Origin of the sequence: Bacteroides sp. An19 (assembly GCF_002160215.1) — a bacterium.
GTDB lineage: Bacteria > Bacteroidota > Bacteroidia > Bacteroidales > Bacteroidaceae > Phocaeicola > Phocaeicola intestinalis.
The window spans coordinates 119,562-142,488 of sequence record NZ_NFKD01000007.1 but is presented as its reverse complement, the minus strand read 5'-3'; the positions used below and the strand labels follow the sequence as shown (position 1 = coordinate 142,488).

Genomic DNA, 22,927 nt, shown 5'->3' with positions numbered 1-22,927 from the left:
AAAGAATCTCAATGTCTTTACTAGTTACTGCCATATCTAACGTTGTTTAATTTGTTGAACATGCCGCAAAGATATGGAAGTTCGGAAAAACTAGCTAACATGTGGTTGGATGCTTACCATTGATAGAATGGGCGATGGAAAACAAGGACGCCATTCTGACAGACCGGCAAAAAGCGATGGAAAGGAAATGAATCCGTATCAAAGCCCGAGCACAGCCTTCTCTATCCAATATACCAGAATACCTGCCACGTAACCAATGAAAGCAATCCATGTGATACGCTTCATGTACCAACCGAAAGTGATTTTCTCCAGTCCCATCACCACTACTCCTGCAGCCGAACCAATGATGAGCATCGAGCCACCCACGCCCGCACAGTATGCCAGAAGCTGCCAGAAAATACCATCCTGCGCCATATCGCCAGCATCGGCCATCGGATACATTCCCATACAGCCTGCCACAAGGGGTACATTATCAACGATGCTGGAAAGTACACCGATGATGCCGGTGATGAGATAATGGTTGCCATCAAAAGTTTCATTCAATCCCTGTCCCACAATGGACAGCACACCGATTTCCTGCAGACATGCCACCGCCATCAAAATACCCAGGAAAAAGAGAATGGTGCTCATGTCGATGCGCGAGATAATATTCGACACGCGCTTCTGCGTACTCTCGTCATGTTCTGGATGACTGCGGTAAAACAATTCGGTCACCACCCACAACGCGCCGAGCACCAACAGAATGCCTACGAAAGGAGGTACATGGGTAATCGACTTGAAAACGGGCACAAAGACCAGTCCCCCCACACCAATCCAAAATACCGCCTTACGCTGAAACCCGGTCAGTCCACTGCCCATGGAAACCGTGCCTGCATCAGTATCTGCCGACACGTTCCCTTTAAGCGAAAATGAAAGGATGTATGCTGGAACGACTATCGAGACAAGCGAAGGGACAAACAATTCCTTAATGACCCCTGCCGCTGTAATCAGACTTTTGTTCCAAAGCATAATGGTAGTCACATCGCCAATGGGCGAAAAGGCTCCACCCGAATTGGCTGCAATGATAATGAGCGAAGCATAAATCAGACGATCCCTGCGGTCGTCAATAAGCTTGCGGAGAATCATCACCATCACGATGGCAGTAGTCATATTATCCAGAATAGCCGAAAGGAAAAAAGTCATAATTGTAATGCGCCACAACAACGCCCGTTTGCTCTTTGTCTTCAGCATGTCGCGCACAAAATTAAAGCCGCCATACTGGTCGACGGTCTCCACGATGGTCATTGCCCCCATCAGAAAGAACAAGGTAGTGGCGGTACTTCCCAAATGTCCTTCAATAACCGAGCCTGCTGCTGCAGCCACGGCATCGGGCAAGATACCTGCCGGGAAATTGCCCGGATCGAACATATAAAGTGTCCAACAAACAACCAACATCAGCAAGGCTACAGCTGCCTTGTTGACTTTGGTCAGTGTTTCCAAAGCGATACATAAGTATCCAATTACAAATACAATTATGATTGCAACAGTTAAGGTTGACATTGAATGTTATTTTTAAGGTTAATAATTATTTTTCAGCAAGAGTCTGACAGGCAAATACCGCTGCCGCTATAATTCCCACAAGCACAAATGTACAAATTATTCTTCAAATTACCTAACAGCCAGTGACATTCTAGAGTATAAGGCTTTTACTCTCCAACAGACAGTCGGCACAGCTGTCTGACTCCGGAAAACGTCTTTGCAAACTGTACGAAGCCTGAAGGCGTGCCGACCGTCTACTACAAATGCCACTGCTACATCACCGTGCCTCCAGCGACATGCTGTCAATCTTCACCACCTGATATACGCTGGGATAGGAAGCGGCAAAGCCTTCGTCCGACTTTCCCGCATCAATCACTTCCAGTTCGGCATACACCGGTTTCCCATTCTTAATTCCTCCTGTCAGTTTATCATAAGCTTCCAGCAATTCGCCAGTCTTATCAATCACCCAATAGGAAACCGTGTCACCGTCCGGCGTAAACGAACGTGTCTCATGAGCAAGCACCAAAGTGCCCACAGTACGAAAACTGTTTTTCTTCGCCGGCGTAAGTTCTGCCATAGGTACGCTTCTGCCCCCTTGCCCATCGTTTCGGACATACCTCATGACAAGTGTCCCTCGTTTTAAGAACAGACTGTCTTGTGTCAGCCCTGCTATTTCAAGCGTGTCCGAAAAAGGTATGGTAACACCGTTGCCGATACTCTTTCCCGAAAGAATAAGCTTATCACCTTCCTGTTTCCACGACTCATACTGTAAAGTGGCCATATTAACGGAAGAAGCCTTACCACCCTCTTCCAATTTGAAGCCCTGTACGCTGTTTTCCATCCCAGGGACAGGTTCCACCCACGTTCCTTCCATCTGGGGCACATCGCCGCATGACACCAGTAACCCTACCAAGCACACTAGGGAACTCGCTCTCCATAAACAATTGTTTCGTTTCATAGTTTCTCTAAAATTAGAATGTTCATACAAAAATAAGCGAAATGTACCAGAAGCGCAACGTTCCTCCCTTAAGAATCGCTAAATCTTCCAGCAAACTTTCCCAGGAAGATACCTCAGAAGAATCTTTTCAAAACGTTGTGTTTTTCCCTGTTTACATGACATAAATGCGCATGTTTTCTGGAGTAATCTCACAAGTTTTTTGTAAGTTTGCACCCATATTAATCTAATTTACTAAAATCATCCAAACACTGATAATATGGGAAACGAACTTCTGCGTTCCAACGAACGAATCTTGGCCATTGACGCTCTGCGCGGATTTGCCGTCATGGGAATCATCCTGCTGCACAACATCGAGCATTTCAATTATTATTCATTTCCGGAAGCAACCTCTCCTCTGCTTGCCAGCCTCGACAAGCATTTATGGGACATGCTGTTCTTTCTTTTTTCCGGAAAAGCCTATGCTATTTTTGCCCTGCTGTTCGGCTTCACTTTCTACTTGCAGAGCCACAACTGTGAAAAGCGTGGGCAAGACTTCCGAAACCGCTATATGTGGAGACTACTGCTACTGCTTGGCTTCGGATTTATCAACGCATCTTTCTTTCCCGGTGAAATACTGGTGCTTTATGCCTTGCTTGGATTTGTATTGGTTCCAGTACGCCACCTCTCCGACAAGACTGTGGCATGGATAGCATGTATCCTAATGTTACAACCTCTGGAGTGGTGCAAAGTTATCTATGCATGCTTCTTCCCTGATGCCAACCCCCAACAGATGATTTACTCGCTGACCGAAGTTTATCCGCAAATGAAAGAGTCATCACTTTGGGAACTGATAAAGACAAATTTAGTAACTGGACAACTTGCCAGCCTGAACTGGGCATGGTGCTACGGACGCGTGTTTCAGACAGCATCGCTTTTCATGGCAGGTATGCTGCTGGGAAGGAAAGGACTGTTCAGGCTTACTGACGAAACACACGGAAAGGTGATGCATTTTTGGCTACGGGTCGGCATTGCGGCACTACCTAGTGCGGTAGTACTTTACTACCTAAAAGACTTCATCTATTCCCAAATAGCGAACCCCTTCATGAAAGCATCAATGGAAACCATCTGGAATTCGTGGTATAACTTGGCATGCATGTTGGTGATGGTCAGTGCATTCCTACTCCTGTACTGGACAAACAAAGGGAAAGTACAACAACTGCTTGTACCCTACGGCAAAATGAGTTTGACCGACTATATCTCACAATCTCTCATCGGAAGTTTTCTTTATTACGGCTACGGACTGGGGCTACACCGTTATTGTGGAACCACATACAGTCTGCTCATCGGTATTGTGTTTTTCTTACTCCAGCTACTCTTTGCACACTGGTGGTTCCGACACTTCAAACGAGGACCTCTAGAGACCATTTGGCATAAACTGACATGGATACATGCCAAACGCAAATAATCCACTTATACCCCAAACGTAAAAGAGAGAAATATACACTAACGAAAGGTGCGCCAAAACAAAAGTCAACATTCATTTTATCACCCAAGATGCTCATTTCCCATGGGAATGGGCATTTTGGGTGACATTTTTTAATAGAATCAGCACACGATAAATTTAAACAGCTTCTAACAAAGTAAAAGAATCGGAATATAATAAACAATGAAAGTCTAGAATATGAAAGTAGGAAGAAAACGACTTCGTTTTCTTCCTACCCGATTGCCTATATGTTGTTGTGTAATTATTGAGCTAACTCTTTTTCCAAAGCATCGTATTCAGCCTTGTTCAGTTTCCAATAGATATTTAACAAAAATTGTCCCCAAAGTTGTTTGTTGTCCGGTTTCAGTTCTTTTGCCTTTTCGTAATTAGGAACAGCCTTTTCATACAATTCCTTAATTTTTGCCTCGTTTGCGGCATATTTGGGATCATCCATTGATATTTTACTATTTTCTTCTACCAACTCTTGAGCCGGGAAAAAATAACAATTACCAATCTGTGAATATGCTTCCCCTACAAAACCATCATTTTTAGCAATAAGTGAATTAAAGGTTGCGATGGCATTATCATAATCCTTCTTTTCATATTGCAGGACACCTTTTACATACAAAAAGTACGGAGTTTCATTTTTTGCCAGAATAGCATCAATTTCACTCAGCGCTGTATCAACTTGCCCTTTTTGGATATAATAGTCCATTAAGTTACCGATAAAATATTCCTGAGTCGGGAATTTTTCAGATCCTTCTTTAATAACTTCCAGCCATTTTACCGAATCTGTCTGTTCACCTTTTCCATAAGCTTCGGCTAAACACATCAACGCGCGATAGCCTTCTTCCTTATGCGTCTTACCGATAGTAGCATATTTGATAACAGCAGCTTTGTCATCCAATGAATTGGCCGCCAATGCTGCGTAGCAGGCGATTAACGGGTTCAACGTGTCGTTCTTCACTGCTTCTTCTTCAGCAAACATCGGATTTTGCGAAGCGTCTACGTACAGGCCAAAATACTTCAGTGCATCTGCGTAGTTTCCGCTATTGTAAGCCTCAGAACCACCATTTGTCAGATTCGGGCGTACGGCTGCCAATGTTTTGGCAAGTTTTTTTCTCAGTTTCGGTTTTTTCAATTCACCACTTTGCACTTTAGCCTGTTCTACCTCATCGCACTTGGTGTAATATTCAAACATTTTCGCCAGACTGTTATACAATTTGGCAGTGTCTGCCTGTCCGCCGGGAAGATACAGCTTCATGTTCTCATCATCATAGATGGCTTTTTGGAAATCACCAGCCAGTTTCCACGTTTCAGGATCATTGGCAGTAGAAGGATCAACCAAAGCAGGTTCAATAATTTGAGCCGCCTTAACAGGATCGCTTTTTGCTGATTTTGCTTCTTTCACAACACTTTCTTGTGCCGACACAGCACATACGGTGAAGAAGAGAGCGGTAGTCAATAAAACTTTTTTCATAATTTTAAAAATTTAGATAATACAAACTATTGTTTATTTACGTGTTCTTTAGTTCTTCTGTCGGGTTATCGCTTGAAGAAGCATTTCCCTCTTCATTATCCAGTGGCTCGTTCAACGCCTCTTCTGCGTCAGCGGCAGAATCAGCTTCTGAATTGACCTTGCAGACCGAACCGATGCTGTCATTACGTTTACCTAAATCGATTAAACGGACTCCTTGTGTAGCACGGCCCATGATTCGTACATCTGCCACTCTCAACCGAATCGTAATACCTGACTTATTGATAATCATCAAGTCATTTTCATCAGTCACAGATTTTATGGCCACTAATTTACCGGTTTTTTCGGTAATATTCAAAGTCTTTACACCTTTTCCGCCACGATTGGTCTTACGATAATCTTCAATGTCGGAACGCTTGCCATATCCATGCTCAGAAATGACCATTATCGTTTCTTTCTGCGGGTCTTTGATACAAATCATTCCTGCTACTTCATCTTGTCCGTCCTCGTCAAGGGTAATGCCTCTCACGCCTGTAGCAGTACGTCCCATCTCACGTACAGCTGTTTCATTAAACCGGATGGCACGTCCGTTACGGTTGGCTATGACGACTTCATTGCTTCCGTTGGTCATACGCACTTCGATAACGCGGTCGTCTTCACGGATGGTGATAGCATTCACACCGTTTTGCCGCGGACGCGAATATTGTTCGAGCAATGTTTTCTTGATGACTCCCTTCTTGGTGCAGAACAATACGTAATGACTGTTGACAAATTCGGTGTCGTTTAAATTTTTCACACGCAAATATGCGGTAACCGTATCATCCGAATCAATATTCAACAAATTCTGAATAGCACGCCCTTTTGAAGTTTTGTTGCCTTCGGGAATTTCGTATGCCTTCAGCCAATAGCACTTTCCTTTTTGAGTAAAGAACAACAAAGTATTGTGCATCGTGGCCGGATAAATATGTTCGATAAAGTCTTCATCACGTGTCTCGCTTCCTTTTGCTCCTACTCCTCCACGATGTTGCGTGCGGAAGTCGGCGAGCGGTGTACGTTTGATATATCCCATGTGTGAAATTGTAATTACCACTTCATCATCGGCATAAAAATCTTCCGGATTGAATTCTTCAGACGAATAGACAATTTCCGAACGGCGCTTATCCCCATATTTTTCTTTCACCTCAATCAGTTCGTCCTTGATGACTTTCTTGCATAACTCATCATTCGACAAGATTTCCTCGAAATAAGCGATCTGCTTCATCAGTTCTTCATATTCGGCGTGCAGCTGTTCCTGAAGCAATCCGGTCAATTGACGAAGACGCATTTCCACAATGGCACGTGCTTGCACTTCACTCAACTGGAAACGGTCCATCAGATTGGTTATAGCTTCATTGGGAGTTTTAGCAGCACGAATGATACGAATCACCTCATCTATATTATCGGAAGCGATGATAAGACCTTCCAGGATATGCGCACGTTCTTTTGCTTTACGCAAATCGAATCTGGTCCGACGGATGACAACTTCGTGACGATGCTCCACAAACAGACGAATCAAATCCTTCAAACTTAACAAACGGGGACGGCCATGTACCAATGCAATGTTGTTTACATTAAACGAACTTTGCAAATCGGTCATTTTAAACAATTTGTTTAAAACGACATTTGCATTGGCATCACGTTTTACATCAATCACGATACGCATTCCTTCGCGATCGGTTTCATCATTAATATAAGAAATGCCGTCCAGTTTCTTCTCGTTGACCAGCGAGGCTATCTTTTCGATTAACTCTTTCTTGTTTACATTGTACGGAATTTCTCTGACAACGATTTTATCGTGCGTCGGATGTGACTCTATTTCCGCCTTGGCACGCATCACAATCCGTCCACGACCTGTTTCATACGCTTCACGGACACCGCTTATACCATATATATATCCTCCTGTCGGGAAATCAGGCCCTTTAATGTATTTCATCAGACCGTCGACATCAATATCATTGTCATCGATGTATGCCACACAGGCATCGATCACTTCCGACAGGTTATGAGTCGGCATATTCGTTGCCATACCTACGGCAATACCCGATGCACCATTTACGAGCAAATTGGGAATACGTGTAGGCATAACGGTAGGCTCTTGTAACGTATCGTCAAAGTTATTGGTGAAATCAACAGTTTCTTTATACAAATCCTGCATCATCTCCTCCCCTATTTTTTTCAGGCGGGCTTCAGTATAACGCATGGCTGCAGGACTATCACCATCAACAGAGCCGAAATTTCCCTGTCCGTCTACCAGCGGATAACGCATGGCCCAGTCTTGAGCCATGCGCACCAATGCACCATAAACGGAAGAATCGCCATGTGGGTGATACTTACCCAACACCTCACCTACGATTCTGGCAGCTTTTTTATAAGGTTTGTCTGATGTATTGCCCAATTCCATCATTCCATAAAGGATACGGCGATGAACAGGCTTAAATCCATCTCTCACATCAGGGAGGGCACGCGCTACGATTACCGACATAGAGTAATCGATATACGACTTTTTCATTTCCTCCTCAATGTTGATTTTTATGATTCTGTCTTGTTCTTGCATTGAAACAAATTAAAAATTAATATTACTTTTTCATCCGTTAAAAATCACGCTAAATTACGACTTTTTGTTGAATTGGCAAAACAAAATCGTCAAGTTTTAGAAAATGCATTGAAAACAAACCGCTTATACAAGCAATGGATGGCACAAAAAAACGTCATCGGCACTCATCATCTGACACGTTTGTCACGAAGATATATCCGTCCGGCCACGAAAATAGCTTCACAAGCGGAAGAATATATATTAGATGGCCAAAGAAAGTATGTGCTTGCATAATTGCAAGGCATAAGCACAAGTGTGGCACAGATTTTGTAAAATAAACAAGGAAAAGCAAGATTATATATAAATATAATGTTATCTTTGCAAAGACATGATATACTAACAACTATTCCGAAAGGGAGGAAAAGAGACTTTATGAATAACCAATTTACACAACGGGTTTCTGACGTTATCCAATACAGCAAAGAAGAGGCCAACAGACTGAGAAATACCTGCATCGCCCCCGAGCATCTGCTTCTAGGACTGATAAGGGAAGGGGAAGGGAAAGCTGTACACATCTTGGAAAGCTTATATGTCAACCTTCAGAAAGTAAAAGAAACACTGGAAGAAGAATTGCGCATGTACTCGGATATGTCAGATACTTACTCTGATAATATCACGTTCAACAATCAGGCATCTAAGATATTAAAGATGAGCATACTGGAAGCCCGTTTTTTAAAATCCCAAATTGCCGATACCGAACACATGTTGCTGGCAATTATGAAAGAAGACCACAATAAAGCATCTCAGACATTGGAAGAAAACGAAGTAACTTACCAGAAAATACTAGACAAACTAGTACCAAAGACTGAACCGCAAAGCGGATTGGACTTCGGAGAAGAAGAAGACGAAGAAGATGAAAACATCCGACACCAAAGTTCTAATAGCGGACGCGCATCTTACCCTTCTGATTCTCAAAAGACAACACAAACCAGACAGCAAAAACCGGACAATAACACACCGGTTCTGGACTCTTTTGGCACAGATATGACTCAACTGGCCGCAGAAGGAAAGCTGGACCCCGTCGTTGGACGTGAAAAAGAAATCGAACGGCTGGCACAGATTCTGAGCAGACGCAAGAAAAACAATCCGATTTTAATAGGCGAACCAGGTGTAGGCAAATCAGCCATTGTAGAAGGGCTTGCCCTGCGCATCATAGAAAAAAAAGTGTCGCGCATCTTGTTTGGGAAACGGGTCGTGGCTCTTGACATGACTGCCATTGTGGCAGGCACCAAATACCGCGGACAATTCGAGGAACGCATCCGTGCTATTTTGAATGAACTGAAAAAAAACACAAATGTAATTTTGTTTATAGACGAAATACACAACATCGTGGGAGCCGGTTCGGCAGCCGGATCAATGGATGCAGCCAATATGCTAAAACCCGCGTTGGCACGTGGTGAGATTCAATGCATTGGAGCTACGACACTGGATGAATACCGGCAGAATATTGAAAAAGACGGTGCTTTAGAACGTCGTTTCCAAAAAGTGCTGGTAGAGCCTACCACTCCTGAAGAGACGCTTCAAATTCTGCGTAATATTAAGGATAAATACGAAGAACATCACAACGTAACATATACAGAAGCCGCATTGGAAGCCTGCGTCAAACTGACAGAGCGTTACATTACCGACCGAAACTTCCCGGACAAGGCTATCGATGCCTTGGATGAAGCAGGATCGCGTGTACATCTGACCAACATTACGGTACCAAAAGAAATCGAGAATCAGGAGAAGATGATAGATGAAGCACGGATGCACAAAACCGAAGCAGTGCGAATGCAAGATTTTGAATTGGCTGCAAGTTTTCGTGACCGTGAAAAATCATTGTCCGAAGAACTGGAAACAATGAAAGCGCGGTGGGAAGAAAGTTTACGTGAAAACCGGGAGAAAGTCGATGATAAACAAATCGCAGACGTCGTTTCTATGATGTCGGGTGTCCCCGTGCAACGCATGGCACATGCCGAAGGCAATAAGCTGAGAGGCATGAAAGATGAATTGCTTTCAAAGGTCATTGCGCAAGACAAAGCTGTAGAAACATTGGTGAAAGCCATCCAACGTAGCCGCATGGGACTGAAAGACCCCAACAAGCCAATCGGTACTTTCTTATTCTTAGGACCGACCGGCGTGGGCAAGACTCATCTGGCAAAAGAATTGGCAAAAGAAATGTTCGGATCGGCTGATGCGCTCATCCGGATTGACATGAGCGAATATATGGAGAAATTTACAGTATCACGTTTGGTTGGAGCCCCTCCGGGCTATGTCGGTTATGAAGAAGGAGGACAGCTGACAGAAAAGGTACGCCGTAAACCCTATTCCATCGTTTTGCTTGATGAGATAGAAAAGGCACATCCTGATGTATACAATTTACTGCTACAAGTAATGGATGAGGGAAGACTGACAGATAGCTACGGCCGGACTGTTGATTTCAAAAACACGGTCCTTATCATGACCTCAAATATCGGCACACGGCAGTTAAAGGAATTTGGCAAAGGCATTGGTTTTGCAGCCCAGACCCGCAATGACCAGGATGACAAAGAATATTCGCGCAGCGTTATCACCAAAGCCTTAAACAAATCATTCGCCCCCGAATTCATTAACAGGTTAGATGAAATTATTATGTTCGACCAATTAGACCTGAATGCTTTGCAGAAGATTATCGACATCGAATTGAAAGGTTTGTATAGCCGAATGGAAAATCTTGGATATAAGCTGGAAATCACCGACGATGCCAAACGGTTTGTAGCATCAAAGGGATATGACGTTCAATTCGGAGCACGTCCGCTGAAGCGTTCTATACAAAACAACCTGGAAGATGGAATAGCCGAATTACTGCTAAACCAAGAAACGCAGACGGGGGATACCATTCGGGTAAGCACAGAAGCTGATAATAAAGCACTGAAAATCGAGCTTGTCCGGCCATAAGCATCAGAGCAAGAAAACAAGAATACAGACAAAATGTCAGACGGATGCCGTCTGGCATTTTTTTTGTCAGTACTGAAATGGATTTTTGATTATCATTAAAACTATAATTATATGCAAAAAGGTAATATTGGGGTTACAACAGAGAACATATTCCCCATCATCAAAAAGTTCCTGTACAGCGATCACGAAATTTTCCTGCGTGAACTGGTGTCGAATGCTGTTGATGCTACTCAAAAGCTGAAGACGTTAGCTGCTACAGGCGATTTCAAAGGAGAATTGGGTGACTTGACCATTCATGTCAGTGTGAATAAGGAGCAAGGTACCATCACCATTTCCGACCGTGGATTGGGACTGACTGCCGAAGAAATCGACAAATACATCAACCAGATTGCTTTTTCGGGAGCCAACGATTTTCTTGAAAAATACAAAAACGACGCGAATGCCATCATCGGACATTTCGGGTTAGGTTTCTATTCAGCCTTTATGGTTGCCAAAAAAGTTGAACTCATTACCCGTTCTTATAAAGAAAATGCCCAGTCTGTAAAATGGACATGCGATGGAAGTCCAGAGTTCACACTGGAAGATGCCGAACGGAATGACCGGGGTACCGACATTATTTTATACATTGATGATGACTGCAAGGAGTTTATCGAGGAATCACGCATTCAAAGCCTGCTGACCAAGTACTGTCGTTTCTTGCCTGTTCCGGTAGCTTTCGGAAAGAAAAAAGAGTGGAAAGACGGCAAACAGGTAGATACAGAAGAAGACAATGTCATCAATGACACTTGTCCTATTTGGACCAAGAAGCCAAGCGAATTGAAAGACGAAGATTATAAGAAATTCTACCGCGACTTGTATCCAATGTCAGACGAGCCACTATTCTGGATTCATCTGAACGTAGACTATCCGTTTAACCTGACCGGTGTGCTGTATTTCCCGAAAATTAAAAGCAACATCGAGTTGCAACGAAACAAAATCCAACTCTATTGCAACCAAGTATACGTAACCGACTCTGTAGAAGGAATCGTTCCTGACTTCCTGACCTTACTGCATGGCGTAATCGATTCACCGGACATCCCGTTAAACGTATCACGCTCGTACTTGCAAAGCGATTCGAACGTGAAAAAGATTTCTACGTATATCACAAAGAAAGTAGCCGACCGTCTACAGTCTATCTTCAAAAACGACCGCAAAGAATTTGAAGAAAAATGGGACGATTTGAAAATCTTCATCAATTATGGTATGCTGACGCAAGAAGATTTCTATGAAAAGGCAAACAAGTTTGCCCTCTTCAAAGATACGGAAGGCAAGTACTACACATTCGACGAATACCAGACATTGATAAAAGACAACCAGACCGACAAAGAAGGCAACCTGATATACTTATATGCTAACAATATCGACGAACAATATACGTATGTCGATACAGCTAAGAACAAGGGCTACAGCGTATTGTTACTTGACGGACAACTGGATGTCCCGATGGTCAACATGTTGGAACAGAAACTTGAAAAAAGTCGTTTCACACGTGTAGATAGTGACGTGATTGACCGTCTGATTGTAAAAGAAGACCAAAAAGGAGAAGCATTAGCAGAAGACAAACGGCAGATATTGGCCACAGTATTCAACGGACAACTGCCCAAACTGCAAAAAACCGAGTTCCATGTAGAGACTCAACCCATGGGCGAAACTGCCGCTCCGATTGTCATCACACAATCAGAATACATGCGCCGTATGAAAGAAATGGCAAACATCCAGCCGGGCATGAGCTTTTACGGTGAAATGCCGGATATGTTCAATCTGGTTCTGAATAGCGACCATAAACTCATCAAACAAGTTTTGAATGACACAGAATCGGCTTGTGCCGAACAACTGGTTCCTGTAGAAGGTGAAATCGCCACATTGAAATTGCGTGAAGGAGAACTCCGTAAGGCTCACGAAGGCAAGAAAGACGAGGAAATCCCGACAGCAGAAAAAGATGAATTGAAAGATATCGACAAGAAACTGGACGAAAAGAAACAAGAAAAAGACAGCATTATCAACCGGTATGCAACAGATAACAAGATTGTTCACCAACTTATCGACTTGGCTTTGTTGCAAAACGGAATGCTGAAAGGCGAAGCGTTAACGAACTTCGTGAAACGTAGCGTTGAATTGATTTAAAGATGTTTCCATCAAATTGATATTCTTCTTTTAAGAAAAATCGCCCTACACATACATCTTTATATGTGTAGGGCGCATTTTTTATTGCAATTGCGTGCCATCGAATCCGATTTTCACGTAAATATCATTCGGTTCATTTTCAATTTCCACATCAAAATAGTCACCGTTAATACCGCCTGGCATATCTACGCGGTCAACATCTTCTACCTGTCTTCCTCCTGCAATATTACTAATGGTTTCACGTACAGCTTGCGGAATGACATCAGTAGACGATGGATTGAAGTAATAATTTTCCACATTAAATTCTGTACGAAGCCATTCTCCTTCCTGCGAATACCAGGCTTCCGCCTGCGTATTCAAGTCAAGTTCCCATTCTGCCACTGTCCCATTGAAAAAGAAATCTGCCTTGTAATTTCCCCATTCAGCCTCCCATTCTACCCACTGTACATTGGGATATTGGCTTTGGAAGTTTTGCTGTACGGTTTGAGGAATATCCGACATTTTCAAATCATCGTCATCATCACAACTCTGAAACACGAATGCACCTGCAACAGCTAAAGCAGGCAACACATAAAATTTCCACTTATTTTTCATATTCTTGCGCTTTTATAAACTGAATTTGTTTTGATACGACAAAATTACCGAAGAATTCTGAAAAGATTCTGAATTCTTTTTCATTTTGCAAAAATAGACGATTTATTTCGGCTTAAAGTTTTTTTTATCTATCTTTGGCTAACCTAAAACAACTATAGATTATACGATGAATAAAATACATTTAATCCTGATATACCTTTTTCTATGCATCTTACCGATGAAGTCACAGAAAATCGGGTTAGTTTTAAGCGGCGGAGGAGCAAAAGGATTGACCCATATAGGTGTCATCCGTGCTTTAGAGGAAAACAATATTCCGATAGATTATGTGACGGGAACTTCGATGGGAGCTATTATAGGGGCACTTTATGCCATGGGTTACTCGCCCGATGACATGGAAAAATTATTGAAATCGGATGATTTCAAACGTTGGTATACGGGAGGAATGGAAGAAAAATACATATATTATTTCAAGAAAAATCCTCCAACCCCTGAATTTATTAATGTACGGGTTTCACTCAAAAATCCCCTTCACAAAGTAAAAGCCCAGTTTTTGCCTTCCAGTGTGGTTGATCCGCTGCAAATGAATTTAGCCTTCCTTCAACTCTTCGGTCAGGCCACAGCATCGTGTCACGGAGATTTCAATCAATTATTTATTCCCTTTCGTTGTGTGGCTTCGGATGTGTATAACAAACGTCCCATTATTTTCAGCAAAGGAGATTTGGGCGATGCCGTGCGTGCCTCAATGAGTTTCCCCGCCATGTTCAAACCCATCGAAATCGATTCTGTATTGGCATACGATGGAGGTATTTATAACAATTTCCCAACCAATGTCATGATGGATGACTTCCATCCTGACATTATGATAGGCAGTGTGGTTAGCTCTAATCCGGGAAAACCGAAAGAAGGAGACTTGATGGGACAATTGGAAAACATGATTATGCAAAAAACAGATTATTCCATCCCCGATTCGCTGGGCATTTTAATGACATTTAAATATACCGATGTCAACTTGATGGATTTTGACCGTTTTGATGAGTTGCATGATATTGGTTATAACCGGACTATCCAACTGATGGATTCGATAAAAATGCGTATATCACGCCGCGTCAACTATCGCCAGTTGGAACGGGAGCGCATTGCCTATAAAAACCGGATGCCTGAATTTCGCTTCCGCCGGATAGAAATCGACGGTGCCAATGAACAGCAAAAACGTTATATCCGCAAAGAGTTTCATTCTTCAGACAAGGAGGTGTTTACACTGGAAGATTTGCGAAAGGGATATTTCCGGCTGATGACCGATAACATGATTTCCGAAATTATCCCCCATGCCATATATAATGCCTCTGATCACACATTCGACCTGCACCTGAAAGTGAAAATAGAAGACGACCTTACCCTTCGTGCAGGGGGCAACGTAGGCTCAAACGGTTCTAACCAGATTTATGTAGGTGCTACTTATCAAAATTTGAACAACTATTCGAAAGAAGTATCTCTGGATGCACAGTTGGGACAGATATACAACAACCTGCAAGTCTCGGGACGGATTGACTTGCCTTCTCACCTGCCGACATCTGTCAGACTGATAGGTTCGCTTTCTTCTTTCGATTATTTCAAGCAGGAAAAGCTATTTACAAAAGGCAATTCACCTGTATTCAGCAAGAAACGTGAAAAGTTTGTGAAACTATTGGTGTCAATGCCTTTTCTTACACGGCAAAAGGTAGAATTCGGCATTGGATTGGGTGATTTACAAGATGAATATTTCCAAAAGAACGTCATTGATTTCAACAATGACCTGAATGATAAAAGTCATTATATGATTTTTGGCGGCTCGGTAGCACTTGAAGGAAACACATTAAATAGCCGCCAGTATGCTACGGCCGGACGGCGCGAACGTCTTGTTGCAAACATTTATACTGGCCGCGAACGCTATGAGGCAGGTTCTAGTGTAGATCCCTACAATGGAGACTATAAATACGAACAATCCTGGCTACAATTGTCGTATGAAATGGAACGTTATTATGCGCTATCGCCTAAATTTATATTAGGCAACTACATCCATGCCTATTATTCGTCACGAAACTTCAGCCATAATTATACAGCCACCCTAATGCAAGCAGGAGAATTTTCCCCCACCGCCCACAGCAAAATCACCTACAACGAAGCATTTCGCGCCAATCAGTTCATCGGAGCGGGTATTATGCCCATCTATCAGTTTACGCCAGTATTCCATGCACGGGCAGAACTGTATGGATTTGCGCCAATCTTCCCGATACTCCGTGACGACCAGTCCCAAGCATATTATGGGAAATTATTCAGCCGAATAGAATATCTGGGGGAAATTTCTTTAGTAGTGAAACTACCCTTCGGTTCCATCAGTGCTTACGTAAATCATTATAGTTCACCGACTAAAAATTGGAATTTCGGTCTTACATTGGGTTGGCAGATATTCAATACACGATTCATAGAATAAAAAAACAGAAAAAAATCGCTTCAAAATTTGCATATTATCCAAGAAGTATATACCTTTGCACCCGTCAAACAAAAAGAGATGGCCGCGTAGCTCAACTGAATAGAGTAGCTGACTACGGATCAGCCGGTTACAGGTTTGAATCCTGTCGCGGTCACACTCTCAAGAATGACACGTGAAAGAATGGTCGCGTAGCTCAACTGAATAGAGTAGCTGACTACGGATCAGCCGGTTACAGGTTTGAATCCTGTCGCGATCACACTTCATGATAAATAGAATTTCCAATGATGGCCGCGTAGCTCAACTGAATAGAGTAGCTGACTACGGATCAGCCGGTTACAGGTTTGAATCCTGTCGCGGTCACACAAAAATCCATCTTCTTTCAGGAGATGGATTTTTTGTGCACCCCCACCCTTGTTCAATTCGAACCCAACCTGACACCGAGCCACTCAAACGAACATAAGTGATACGACTGACTCACTTATGTGAAACACCCGGGTTACTTATGTGAAACAGCCGACTCACTTATGTTCATCAAAAGACCTACTTGAATTGTTGTCTTTTCATGATCTCACATTTTATACCAAGCTACAGATATCCACATAACAAAAAAGAGCAATCTTTCACTATAACCTGTCGGTTATCAGTTTATAAGATTGCTCTTCTACAGGTACACCCTCAGGGATTCGAACCCTGGACCCACTGATTAAGAGTCAGTTGCTCTACCAACTGAGCTAAGAGTGCATCCATAACTATAAATGTCAAATCTCCCGTGCAAATTTTCCAGAAGTACACCCTCAGGGATTCGAACCCTGGACCCACTGATTAAGAGTCAGTTGCTCTACCAACTGAGCTAAGAGTGCGTTTCTTTCTCGTTTGCGGGTGCAAATGTACGACCTTTATTTGAATCTGCCAAACAATCACACACATTTTTTTCAAGAAAACTATATTTTCATCAAAAAGTATGTTTTTACATTCCATTTTTTACTTTTCATGCATGCATAATCACACTCATTATTTATCTTTGCATAATAAAAAAACAAAAACGTACATGCAGACAAGTGATAGTGTTGTAATCATACCAACTTACAACGAAAAAGAAAACATTGAAAACATTATTCGTGCAGTATTTACTTTAGAAAAATGTTTCCATATTCTTATCATCGATGACAATTCACCCGATGGTACAGCAAAGATTGTACACACACTCCAAAAAGAATTTCCAGATCGTCTTTTCATCATTGAACGAAAAGGGAAATTAGGTTTAGGTACTGCCTACATAACTGGATTTAAATGGGCCATAGCACATCAATACGACTACATATTCGAAATGGATGCAGACTTCAGTCACAGCCCGAATGATTTGCCACGCTTATATCAAGCATGTCATACCGAAGGATTCGACATTGCCATTGGTTCGCGGTATATCAGTGGAGTCAATGTGGTTAACTGGCCCATGGGAAGAGTGCTCATGTCATACTTCGCATCCAAATACGTAAGAATTGTAACCGGACTTCCGATTCACGACACGACTGCCGGATTCAAGTGTTACCGCCGGCATGCACTAGAAACCATTCCACTCGATAAAATACGTTTTAAAGGATACGCATTCCAAATTGAAATGAAATTTACAGCGTATAAATGCGGGTGTAAAATCAAAGAAGTGCCTGTCATTTTCGTCAATCGCGAATTAGGGACTTCAAAGATGAACAGCAGTATATTTGGTGAGGCTGTATTCGGAGTTATCCGTTTAAAATGGGACAGTCTGTTTAAGTCTTATCCCCAAATTTAAGAAGCTGTTTTGAATTTATCGTGCGATGATTTGGGATGAGTTTTTGAGGCATTTTCGCTTCTGTGATGAGGAAGATAGCGGGCTATCTGACGAAGAACAGGAGCGGAAAGGACCAAAAAATCGCCCAAAGCACACACGAAAACGGATACATCAAGCCAAGAAAAACTTTTTGGAGAAATTCAAAACAGCTTCTAAACGTTCATATATTCCCAGTAAAGAGAAACATTCATCTGTGATTTTTTACTGGAAAGATACAGGCTCTTCATTTGAGAAACCTTTAATAAAAATATAAATATTATGCGGATTTGTATCAAAAATGCAACCATCGTAAACGAAGGAGAAAAATACGTTGGTACGGTCATTGTTGAAGATGAATTGATTTATGCGGTAATAAAAGGCAATCCTGAACCCCAAACAAAATGTGACAGAGTCATCGATGCCAACGGATATTACCTGATTCCGGGAGTTATTGACGACCATGTACATTTTCGCGAACCCGGTCTGACACATAAGGCTGATATAGCTACAGAAAGTTCTGCAGCTGCAGCAGGAGGTGTCACTTCTTTCATGGATATGCCCAACTGCAAGCCTCAGACCGTCACAATCGAAGCGTTAGAAGAAAAATTCAACCTTGCTTCACAAAAAAGCATTGTCAATTATTCTTTCTACTTTGGGGCAACCAATGACAACACTGATTTGTTTTCCCAATTAGACAAGACACGCGTATGTGGCATAAAACTCTTTATGGGAGCCAGCACAGGCAATATGCTGGTAGAAAAAAGAGAGTCATTGAAACGAATATTTCAAGCTGCTCCCATCTTAATCGCCACACATTGTGAGAATCCTGAAATCATTGAATGGAACACGGAACTTGCCAAAATGAAATTTGGAGAAGATCCCGACATCAAATACCATTCCCGTATCAGAAGCAAAGCAGCGTGTTGGGAATCGACGAAAGAAGCAGTACTTCTGGCACAAGAAACAGGAGCAAGGCTACATGTACTCCATCTCAGCACTGCCCGCGAGTTGAGCTTGTTTACGGACCTTCCGGTTTCGCAGAAACAAATAACGTCAGAAGCATGTGTTTCACATTTGATGTTCTGCGAAGACGATTACGGCAATTATGGGGCTCGCATCAAATGTAATCCGAGTGTCAAGACATCCAAGGATCGTGAAGCTTTACACCGGGCCTTACGCACAAACCTTATTGATGTCATAGCGACAGACCATGCCCCTCATCTGCTTTCGGAAAAAGAAGGGGGAGCACTAAAAGCAGCCTCCGGCATGCCATCCATCCAATTTTCACTGAATTGCATGATGGAATTGGTAAGACAAGGTATATTCACTATAGAACAAATGGTAAATAAAATGTGCCATACACCTGCTGATTTGTTTCAGATAGACAAACGAGGTTACATCCGCCCGGGCTATAAAGCCGATTTGGTTATCCTGAATCCGGAAGCAGAATGGACTGTTACCAAAGACTGCATATTGAGCAAATGCGGGTGGAGTCCGTATGAAGGCCAAACTTTCCATACAAAAGTGGAAAAGACATTTGTCAACGGGAATTTAGTATATACCGATGGACAAGTAAATGAAGCATATCGAGGAGAACCACTCCGTTTTAACCGATAAAAAAAACGTATGAAAATTGCAAATACCACTGTCAGCTATACAATCCAGGATTTAGCCGGTTATATCAACTGGATCTATTTTTTCCATGCGTGGGGATTCCAGCCTCGGTTTGCTGCAATAGCAGACATAGCTGGATGTGACACCTGCCAGACGAGATGGGCGGCAAATTTTCCACAAACAGATACAGCTAAAGCTACCGAAGCCATACTTCTGTATAACGAAGCCCAACGCCTGCTGAGACACATGGATGAAAAGTGCAAGATACAGGCAATATACAGGCTCATGGATGCCAATGCTGATGGTGATGATTTATTACTAGACGGAACCAGGTTCCCTCTGCTCCGTCAACAGACACGGATACATCCCAACGCTCCATTTCTCTGTTTAAGCGATTTTGTACGTCCATTGTCACAAGGAATTGTCGATACGGTGGGGGCATTTGCCACCACCGTTGATAATACTTTTGAAAAAAGCTACGCAAACGATGCCTATCAGCACTTGCTTGTACAGACCTTAAACGAGCGTCTGGCTGAAGCTGCTGCTGAAAAACTACACGAAACCATTCGGAAAGAAATTTGGGGATATGCCAAAGACGAACATTTGACCCACAAGCAACTGCTGAATGGAGAATATCAAGGTATCCGCCCGGCAGTAGGCTATCCTTCACTTCCAGACCTATCGGTAACGTTTTTACTTAACACGCTGATTGACATGAACAAAATCGGCATCCATCTTACCGAAAACGGCATGATGCGACCACATGCATCGGTATGTGGACTGATGTTCGCGCATCCACAATCACACTATTTTTCCATAGGAAAAATCGACGAACACCAATTGGCTGATTACGCGACACGACGAGGCATGGACAGCAATTATTTACGCAAATTTTTAACCGCCAATTTATAACAACATCCCGACTGATATGATTATATTACGCATTTCATTATTCTTCTTAATCTTGCTGTTATTGCCCGATTGGTATATTTACAGATTCCATATCAAGTATTGCGCAAAACAATGGATAAGAAAACTCTGGTGGATGCCAAGCATCTGTTTGCTGCTAGCCCTGCTTGTTTTTGTTTCTTTCCGCGACTCTTTTCAGCATGCTTTCGGCATTTACCTGATTGTAGCATTATGCATAGCTGTTCCCAAAATGGTATTCATGCTGTGCGACTTACTGATTTATCTTTGTAAAAAGTCTGTTCAATGCTTCATCAAGAAGCCGATGCCATTATCCATCGTACATTTATACAGACTTGCAAGAATCTGTATCCCGTCATCAGCAGCACTCATTACCTGCATTTACATCGTATTCGGGGCTGCTTTCGGAAAAGAGTTTTTCCAAGTCAACAAAGTCACTTTCATATCTCCCGACCTCCCCGATGCTTTTAACGGCTATCGGATCTTACAATTATCCGATATTCATACAGGAAGTTGGGACGACCATGGTGAAGCCTTGCAACGTGCCGTGACATTATGCAATGCCCAATATCCAGACCTGGTCGCCTTTACCGGTGATTTGGTAAATAGCCGTGCTGACGAGATGAAACCTTTTATGACTATTCTATCTCAGTTACATGCCAAAGACGGAGTATATGCCGTGCTGGGCAACCACGATTATGCCACATACACACATTGGAACAGCGAAGCTGAGCGCCTGGCAAATATCGACACCCTCATTTGCAGAGAAAAACAAATGGGATGGGAGGTACTGATGAATGAACATCGCATCTTGTATAGAGGCAATGACTCCATTGCAATAGCAGGTGTCGAGAACAGTGGGAACCCTCCCTTTCCTAATCGGGGGAATCTTCCTAAAGCATTACAGCATACCGATGGAATGTTCAAAATTTTGCTCAGTCACGATCCCACACACTGGAAACGCAATGTTTTGCCCGAAACAGATGTCCAGCTCATGCTTGCCGGTCATACTCATGACATGCAGGTTAATCTGTTCGGATTTTCCTTCTCCAAATTTGTCTATCCGGAACATCGTGGCATGTATCTGGAAAACGGACGCGGCCTTTATGTCAATGTAGGCCTGGGCTTCGTCATGTTCCCCATGCGCCTTGGTGCATGGCCTGAAATAACGGTCATTACCCTCAAAAACAAACAATAAAATAAAAAGATTACAGACACAAAAAAACGATACCGGAACACATTCAACCTAAAAGATTTATAAACTTAAAAATCATAAACATGAGACTCATTTACATCATCTACCAAATCTGCATTGGATTACCGATTTTCGTAGTAGCCACTATCCTGACAGCCCTAACCACAATGCTAGGATGCTGGTTAGGAAACGGACATTTTTGGGGATATTACCCCGGAAAACTTTGGTCACAACTAACCTGTTTTCTGTTTTTGCTCCCCGTAAAAGTAGAAGGACATGAGGTACTGGACAAAAACACCTCGTATGTCTTTGTAGCCAATCATCAAGGAGCATTCGATATATTCCTGATTTATGGATTCTTGGGACGTAACTTTAAATGGATGATGAAAAAAAGCTTACGGAAAATACCATTTGTCGGGAAAGCATGTGAATCAGCCGGCTTTATCTTCGTCGACAAATCCAGTCCGAGAAAGATATACGAAACCATCAAACAAGCAGAAAAAGTGCTACAGGGAGGAACGTCATTGATGGTCTTTCCGGAAGGAGCCCGCACCTATACCGGAAAGATGAATGCTTTCAAGAAAGGAGCTTTCTTCATTGCCGACCAGTTACAAATGCCTGTCGTGCCGATGACTATCAACGGTTCTTTCCAGATTCTGCCACGTACAGGCAAATTGCTCTCCTGGCATCCTATGAAGCTCACCATACACACACCAATCTATCCTATCGGCAAAAAAGGAGAAGAAAACTTGCAAATGTTGATGACAGAATCGTATAAAGAAATAGAAAAAGACTTAAAGTAAGAAGCTGTTTTGAATTTATCGTGCGATGATTTGGGATGAGTTTTTGAGGCATTTTCGCTTCTGTGATGAGGAAGATAGCGGGCTATCTGACGAAGAACAGGAGCGAAAAGGACCAAAAAATCGCCCAAAGCACACACGAAAACAGATACATCAAGCCAAGAAAAACTTTTTGGAGAAATTCAAAACAGCTTCTAAGACGCAGACAAGAAATATCTCCTGTAAAGGTGCGTTTTTATTGTCTATGAAAAAACATACGGCCGTACAAAAACTATACGACCGTATTCAAATCAGATTATATCTGCCGATAGGGCAAACGAATGCACTTCAAGTTATGAATGTCCGTAATAAAACCAATTCGACTGAGTTGAAAACGCAGTAGTACTGCATC

The 22,927-nt window shown here is 42.6% G+C and carries 16 protein-coding genes and 5 tRNA genes; 14 read left to right on the top strand and 7 right to left on the bottom strand.

Annotated elements, in window-relative coordinates; translation table 11 throughout:
* Positions 1-198 precede the first annotated feature (198 nt).
* Positions 199-1,539: a sodium:proton antiporter NhaD gene (gene nhaD, locus B5F25_RS05140; protein WP_087248043.1), complete on the bottom strand. Its 1,341-nt coding sequence runs from the start codon at positions 1,537-1,539 to the stop codon at positions 199-201.
* Positions 1,540-1,795: 256 nt separating this feature from the next.
* The gene (locus B5F25_RS05135) at positions 1,796-2,476 is read right to left on the bottom strand and encodes a lipocalin family protein (RefSeq protein WP_087248041.1); all 681 of its coding nucleotides are present in this window, start codon (positions 2,474-2,476) and stop codon (positions 1,796-1,798) included.
* A 256-nt stretch (positions 2,477-2,732) separates the two neighbouring features.
* Between B5F25_RS05135 and B5F25_RS05130 the strand changes: the two genes are divergently transcribed.
* The gene (locus B5F25_RS05130; RefSeq protein WP_087248039.1) at positions 2,733-3,920 is read left to right on the top strand and encodes a DUF418 domain-containing protein; all 1,188 of its coding nucleotides are present in this window, start codon (positions 2,733-2,735) and stop codon (positions 3,918-3,920) included.
* A gap of 280 nt (positions 3,921-4,200) precedes the next feature.
* Here the strand turns inward: B5F25_RS05130 and B5F25_RS05125 are convergent, their stop codons facing one another.
* On the bottom strand, positions 4,201-5,418 hold the full coding sequence (locus B5F25_RS05125; protein WP_022039975.1) for a tetratricopeptide repeat protein: 1,218 nt from the start codon (positions 5,416-5,418) through the stop codon (positions 4,201-4,203).
* A gap of 37 nt (positions 5,419-5,455) precedes the next feature.
* Complete coding sequence (gyrA, locus tag B5F25_RS05120; protein ID WP_087248037.1) at positions 5,456-8,008, bottom strand: DNA gyrase subunit A; 2,553 nt, start codon at positions 8,006-8,008, stop codon at positions 5,456-5,458.
* A 411-nt stretch (positions 8,009-8,419) separates the two neighbouring features.
* On the opposite strand from gyrA, the gene B5F25_RS05110 reads away from it, so the two are divergent.
* Positions 8,420-10,966 carry an ATP-dependent Clp protease ATP-binding subunit gene (locus B5F25_RS05110; RefSeq protein WP_087208845.1) on the top strand — a complete coding sequence of 849 codons (2,547 nt, stop codon included), beginning with the start codon at positions 8,420-8,422 and terminating at the stop codon, positions 10,964-10,966.
* A gap of 111 nt (positions 10,967-11,077) precedes the next feature.
* On the top strand, positions 11,078-13,129 hold the full coding sequence (gene htpG, locus B5F25_RS05105; RefSeq protein WP_087248033.1) for a molecular chaperone HtpG: 2,052 nt from the start codon (positions 11,078-11,080) through the stop codon (positions 13,127-13,129).
* Positions 13,130-13,210: 81 nt separating this feature from the next.
* On the opposite strand, the gene B5F25_RS05100 is transcribed toward htpG, so the two are convergent.
* On the bottom strand, positions 13,211-13,723 hold the full coding sequence (locus B5F25_RS05100) for a PepSY-like domain-containing protein (protein ID WP_087248031.1): 513 nt from the start codon (positions 13,721-13,723) through the stop codon (positions 13,211-13,213).
* A gap of 166 nt (positions 13,724-13,889) precedes the next feature.
* Here B5F25_RS05100 and B5F25_RS05095 point away from each other — a divergent pair, with 166 nt between their 5' ends.
* The 4 genes from B5F25_RS05095 (at position 13,890) to B5F25_RS05080 (ending at position 16,553) form a co-directional block, all read left to right on the top strand.
* Positions 13,890-16,193, top strand: a complete 2,304-nt coding sequence (locus tag B5F25_RS05095) for a patatin-like phospholipase family protein (RefSeq protein ID WP_204471843.1) — start codon at positions 13,890-13,892, stop codon at positions 16,191-16,193.
* An 80-nt stretch (positions 16,194-16,273) separates the two neighbouring features.
* Positions 16,274-16,347, top strand: a tRNA-Arg gene (locus B5F25_RS05090).
* A gap of 28 nt (positions 16,348-16,375) precedes the next feature.
* Positions 16,376-16,449: transfer RNA gene (locus B5F25_RS05085), tRNA-Arg, on the top strand.
* Between the two features lie 30 nt (positions 16,450-16,479).
* Positions 16,480-16,553 (top strand) — tRNA-Arg (locus B5F25_RS05080).
* 308 nt (positions 16,554-16,861) lie between these two features.
* On the opposite strand, the gene B5F25_RS05075 is transcribed toward B5F25_RS05080, so the two are convergent.
* Positions 16,862-16,934 (bottom strand) — tRNA-Lys (locus B5F25_RS05075).
* A gap of 46 nt (positions 16,935-16,980) precedes the next feature.
* A tRNA-Lys gene (locus tag B5F25_RS05070) sits at positions 16,981-17,053 on the bottom strand.
* 188 nt (positions 17,054-17,241) lie between these two features.
* Between B5F25_RS05070 and B5F25_RS05065 the strand changes: the two genes are divergently transcribed.
* The 7 genes from B5F25_RS05065 (at position 17,242) to B5F25_RS21545 (ending at position 22,918) form a co-directional block, all read left to right on the top strand.
* The gene (locus B5F25_RS05065) at positions 17,242-17,982 is read left to right on the top strand and encodes a polyprenol monophosphomannose synthase (protein WP_087208842.1); all 741 of its coding nucleotides are present in this window, start codon (positions 17,242-17,244) and stop codon (positions 17,980-17,982) included.
* Between the two features lie 25 nt (positions 17,983-18,007).
* Positions 18,008-18,274, top strand: coding sequence for a hypothetical protein (locus B5F25_RS21550; RefSeq protein WP_162614354.1), 267 nt, complete (start codon positions 18,008-18,010; stop codon positions 18,272-18,274).
* Positions 18,275-18,276: 2 nt separating this feature from the next.
* On the top strand, positions 18,277-19,617 hold the full coding sequence (locus tag B5F25_RS05060; RefSeq protein ID WP_087248029.1) for a dihydroorotase: 1,341 nt from the start codon (positions 18,277-18,279) through the stop codon (positions 19,615-19,617).
* Between the two features lie 9 nt (positions 19,618-19,626).
* A complete protein-coding gene (locus tag B5F25_RS05055) occupies positions 19,627-20,526 on the top strand; it encodes a vitamin B12 dependent-methionine synthase activation domain-containing protein (RefSeq protein ID WP_087208834.1) in 900 nt (299 codons plus the stop codon).
* A 16-nt stretch (positions 20,527-20,542) separates the two neighbouring features.
* Positions 20,543-21,739 carry a metallophosphoesterase gene (locus B5F25_RS05050; protein ID WP_087248027.1) on the top strand — a complete coding sequence of 399 codons (1,197 nt, stop codon included), beginning with the start codon at positions 20,543-20,545 and terminating at the stop codon, positions 21,737-21,739.
* A gap of 80 nt (positions 21,740-21,819) precedes the next feature.
* Positions 21,820-22,539, top strand: a complete 720-nt coding sequence (locus B5F25_RS05045; RefSeq protein ID WP_022040164.1) for a lysophospholipid acyltransferase family protein — start codon at positions 21,820-21,822, stop codon at positions 22,537-22,539.
* A gap of 25 nt (positions 22,540-22,564) precedes the next feature.
* Positions 22,565-22,918 (top strand): hypothetical protein, encoded by a 354-nt coding sequence (locus tag B5F25_RS21545; RefSeq protein ID WP_162614353.1) that lies wholly within the window; start codon positions 22,565-22,567, stop codon positions 22,916-22,918.
* The last annotated feature ends 9 nt before the right edge of the window (positions 22,919-22,927 follow it).

Bases quoted from the DNA above. Each gene is read 5' to 3' on its own strand.
- B5F25_RS21545 (WP_162614353.1), top strand. From the start codon at position 22,565: ATGATTTGGGATGAGTTTTTGAGGCATTTTCGCTTCTGTGATGAGGAA.
- B5F25_RS05045 (WP_022040164.1), top strand. From the start codon at position 21,820: ATGAGACTCATTTACATCATCTACCAAATCTGCATTGGATTACCGATT.
- nhaD (WP_087248043.1), bottom strand. From the start codon at position 1,539: ATGTCAACCTTAACTGTTGCAATCATAATTGTATTTGTAATTGGATAC.
- B5F25_RS05055 (WP_087208834.1), top strand. From the start codon at position 19,627: ATGAAAATTGCAAATACCACTGTCAGCTATACAATCCAGGATTTAGCC.
- B5F25_RS05130 (WP_087248039.1), top strand. From the start codon at position 2,733: ATGGGAAACGAACTTCTGCGTTCCAACGAACGAATCTTGGCCATTGAC.
- gyrA (WP_087248037.1), bottom strand. From the start codon at position 8,008: ATGCAAGAACAAGACAGAATCATAAAAATCAACATTGAGGAGGAAATG.
- B5F25_RS05050 (WP_087248027.1), top strand. From the start codon at position 20,543: ATGATTATATTACGCATTTCATTATTCTTCTTAATCTTGCTGTTATTG.
- B5F25_RS05100 (WP_087248031.1), bottom strand. From the start codon at position 13,723: ATGAAAAATAAGTGGAAATTTTATGTGTTGCCTGCTTTAGCTGTTGCA.
- B5F25_RS05065 (WP_087208842.1), top strand. From the start codon at position 17,242: ATGCAGACAAGTGATAGTGTTGTAATCATACCAACTTACAACGAAAAA.
- B5F25_RS21550 (WP_162614354.1), top strand. From the start codon at position 18,008: ATGATTTGGGATGAGTTTTTGAGGCATTTTCGCTTCTGTGATGAGGAA.
- B5F25_RS05135 (WP_087248041.1), bottom strand. From the start codon at position 2,476: ATGAAACGAAACAATTGTTTATGGAGAGCGAGTTCCCTAGTGTGCTTG.
- B5F25_RS05125 (WP_022039975.1), bottom strand. From the start codon at position 5,418: ATGAAAAAAGTTTTATTGACTACCGCTCTCTTCTTCACCGTATGTGCT.
- htpG (WP_087248033.1), top strand. From the start codon at position 11,078: ATGCAAAAAGGTAATATTGGGGTTACAACAGAGAACATATTCCCCATC.
- B5F25_RS05095 (WP_204471843.1), top strand. From the start codon at position 13,890: ATGAATAAAATACATTTAATCCTGATATACCTTTTTCTATGCATCTTA.
- B5F25_RS05110 (WP_087208845.1), top strand. From the start codon at position 8,420: ATGAATAACCAATTTACACAACGGGTTTCTGACGTTATCCAATACAGC.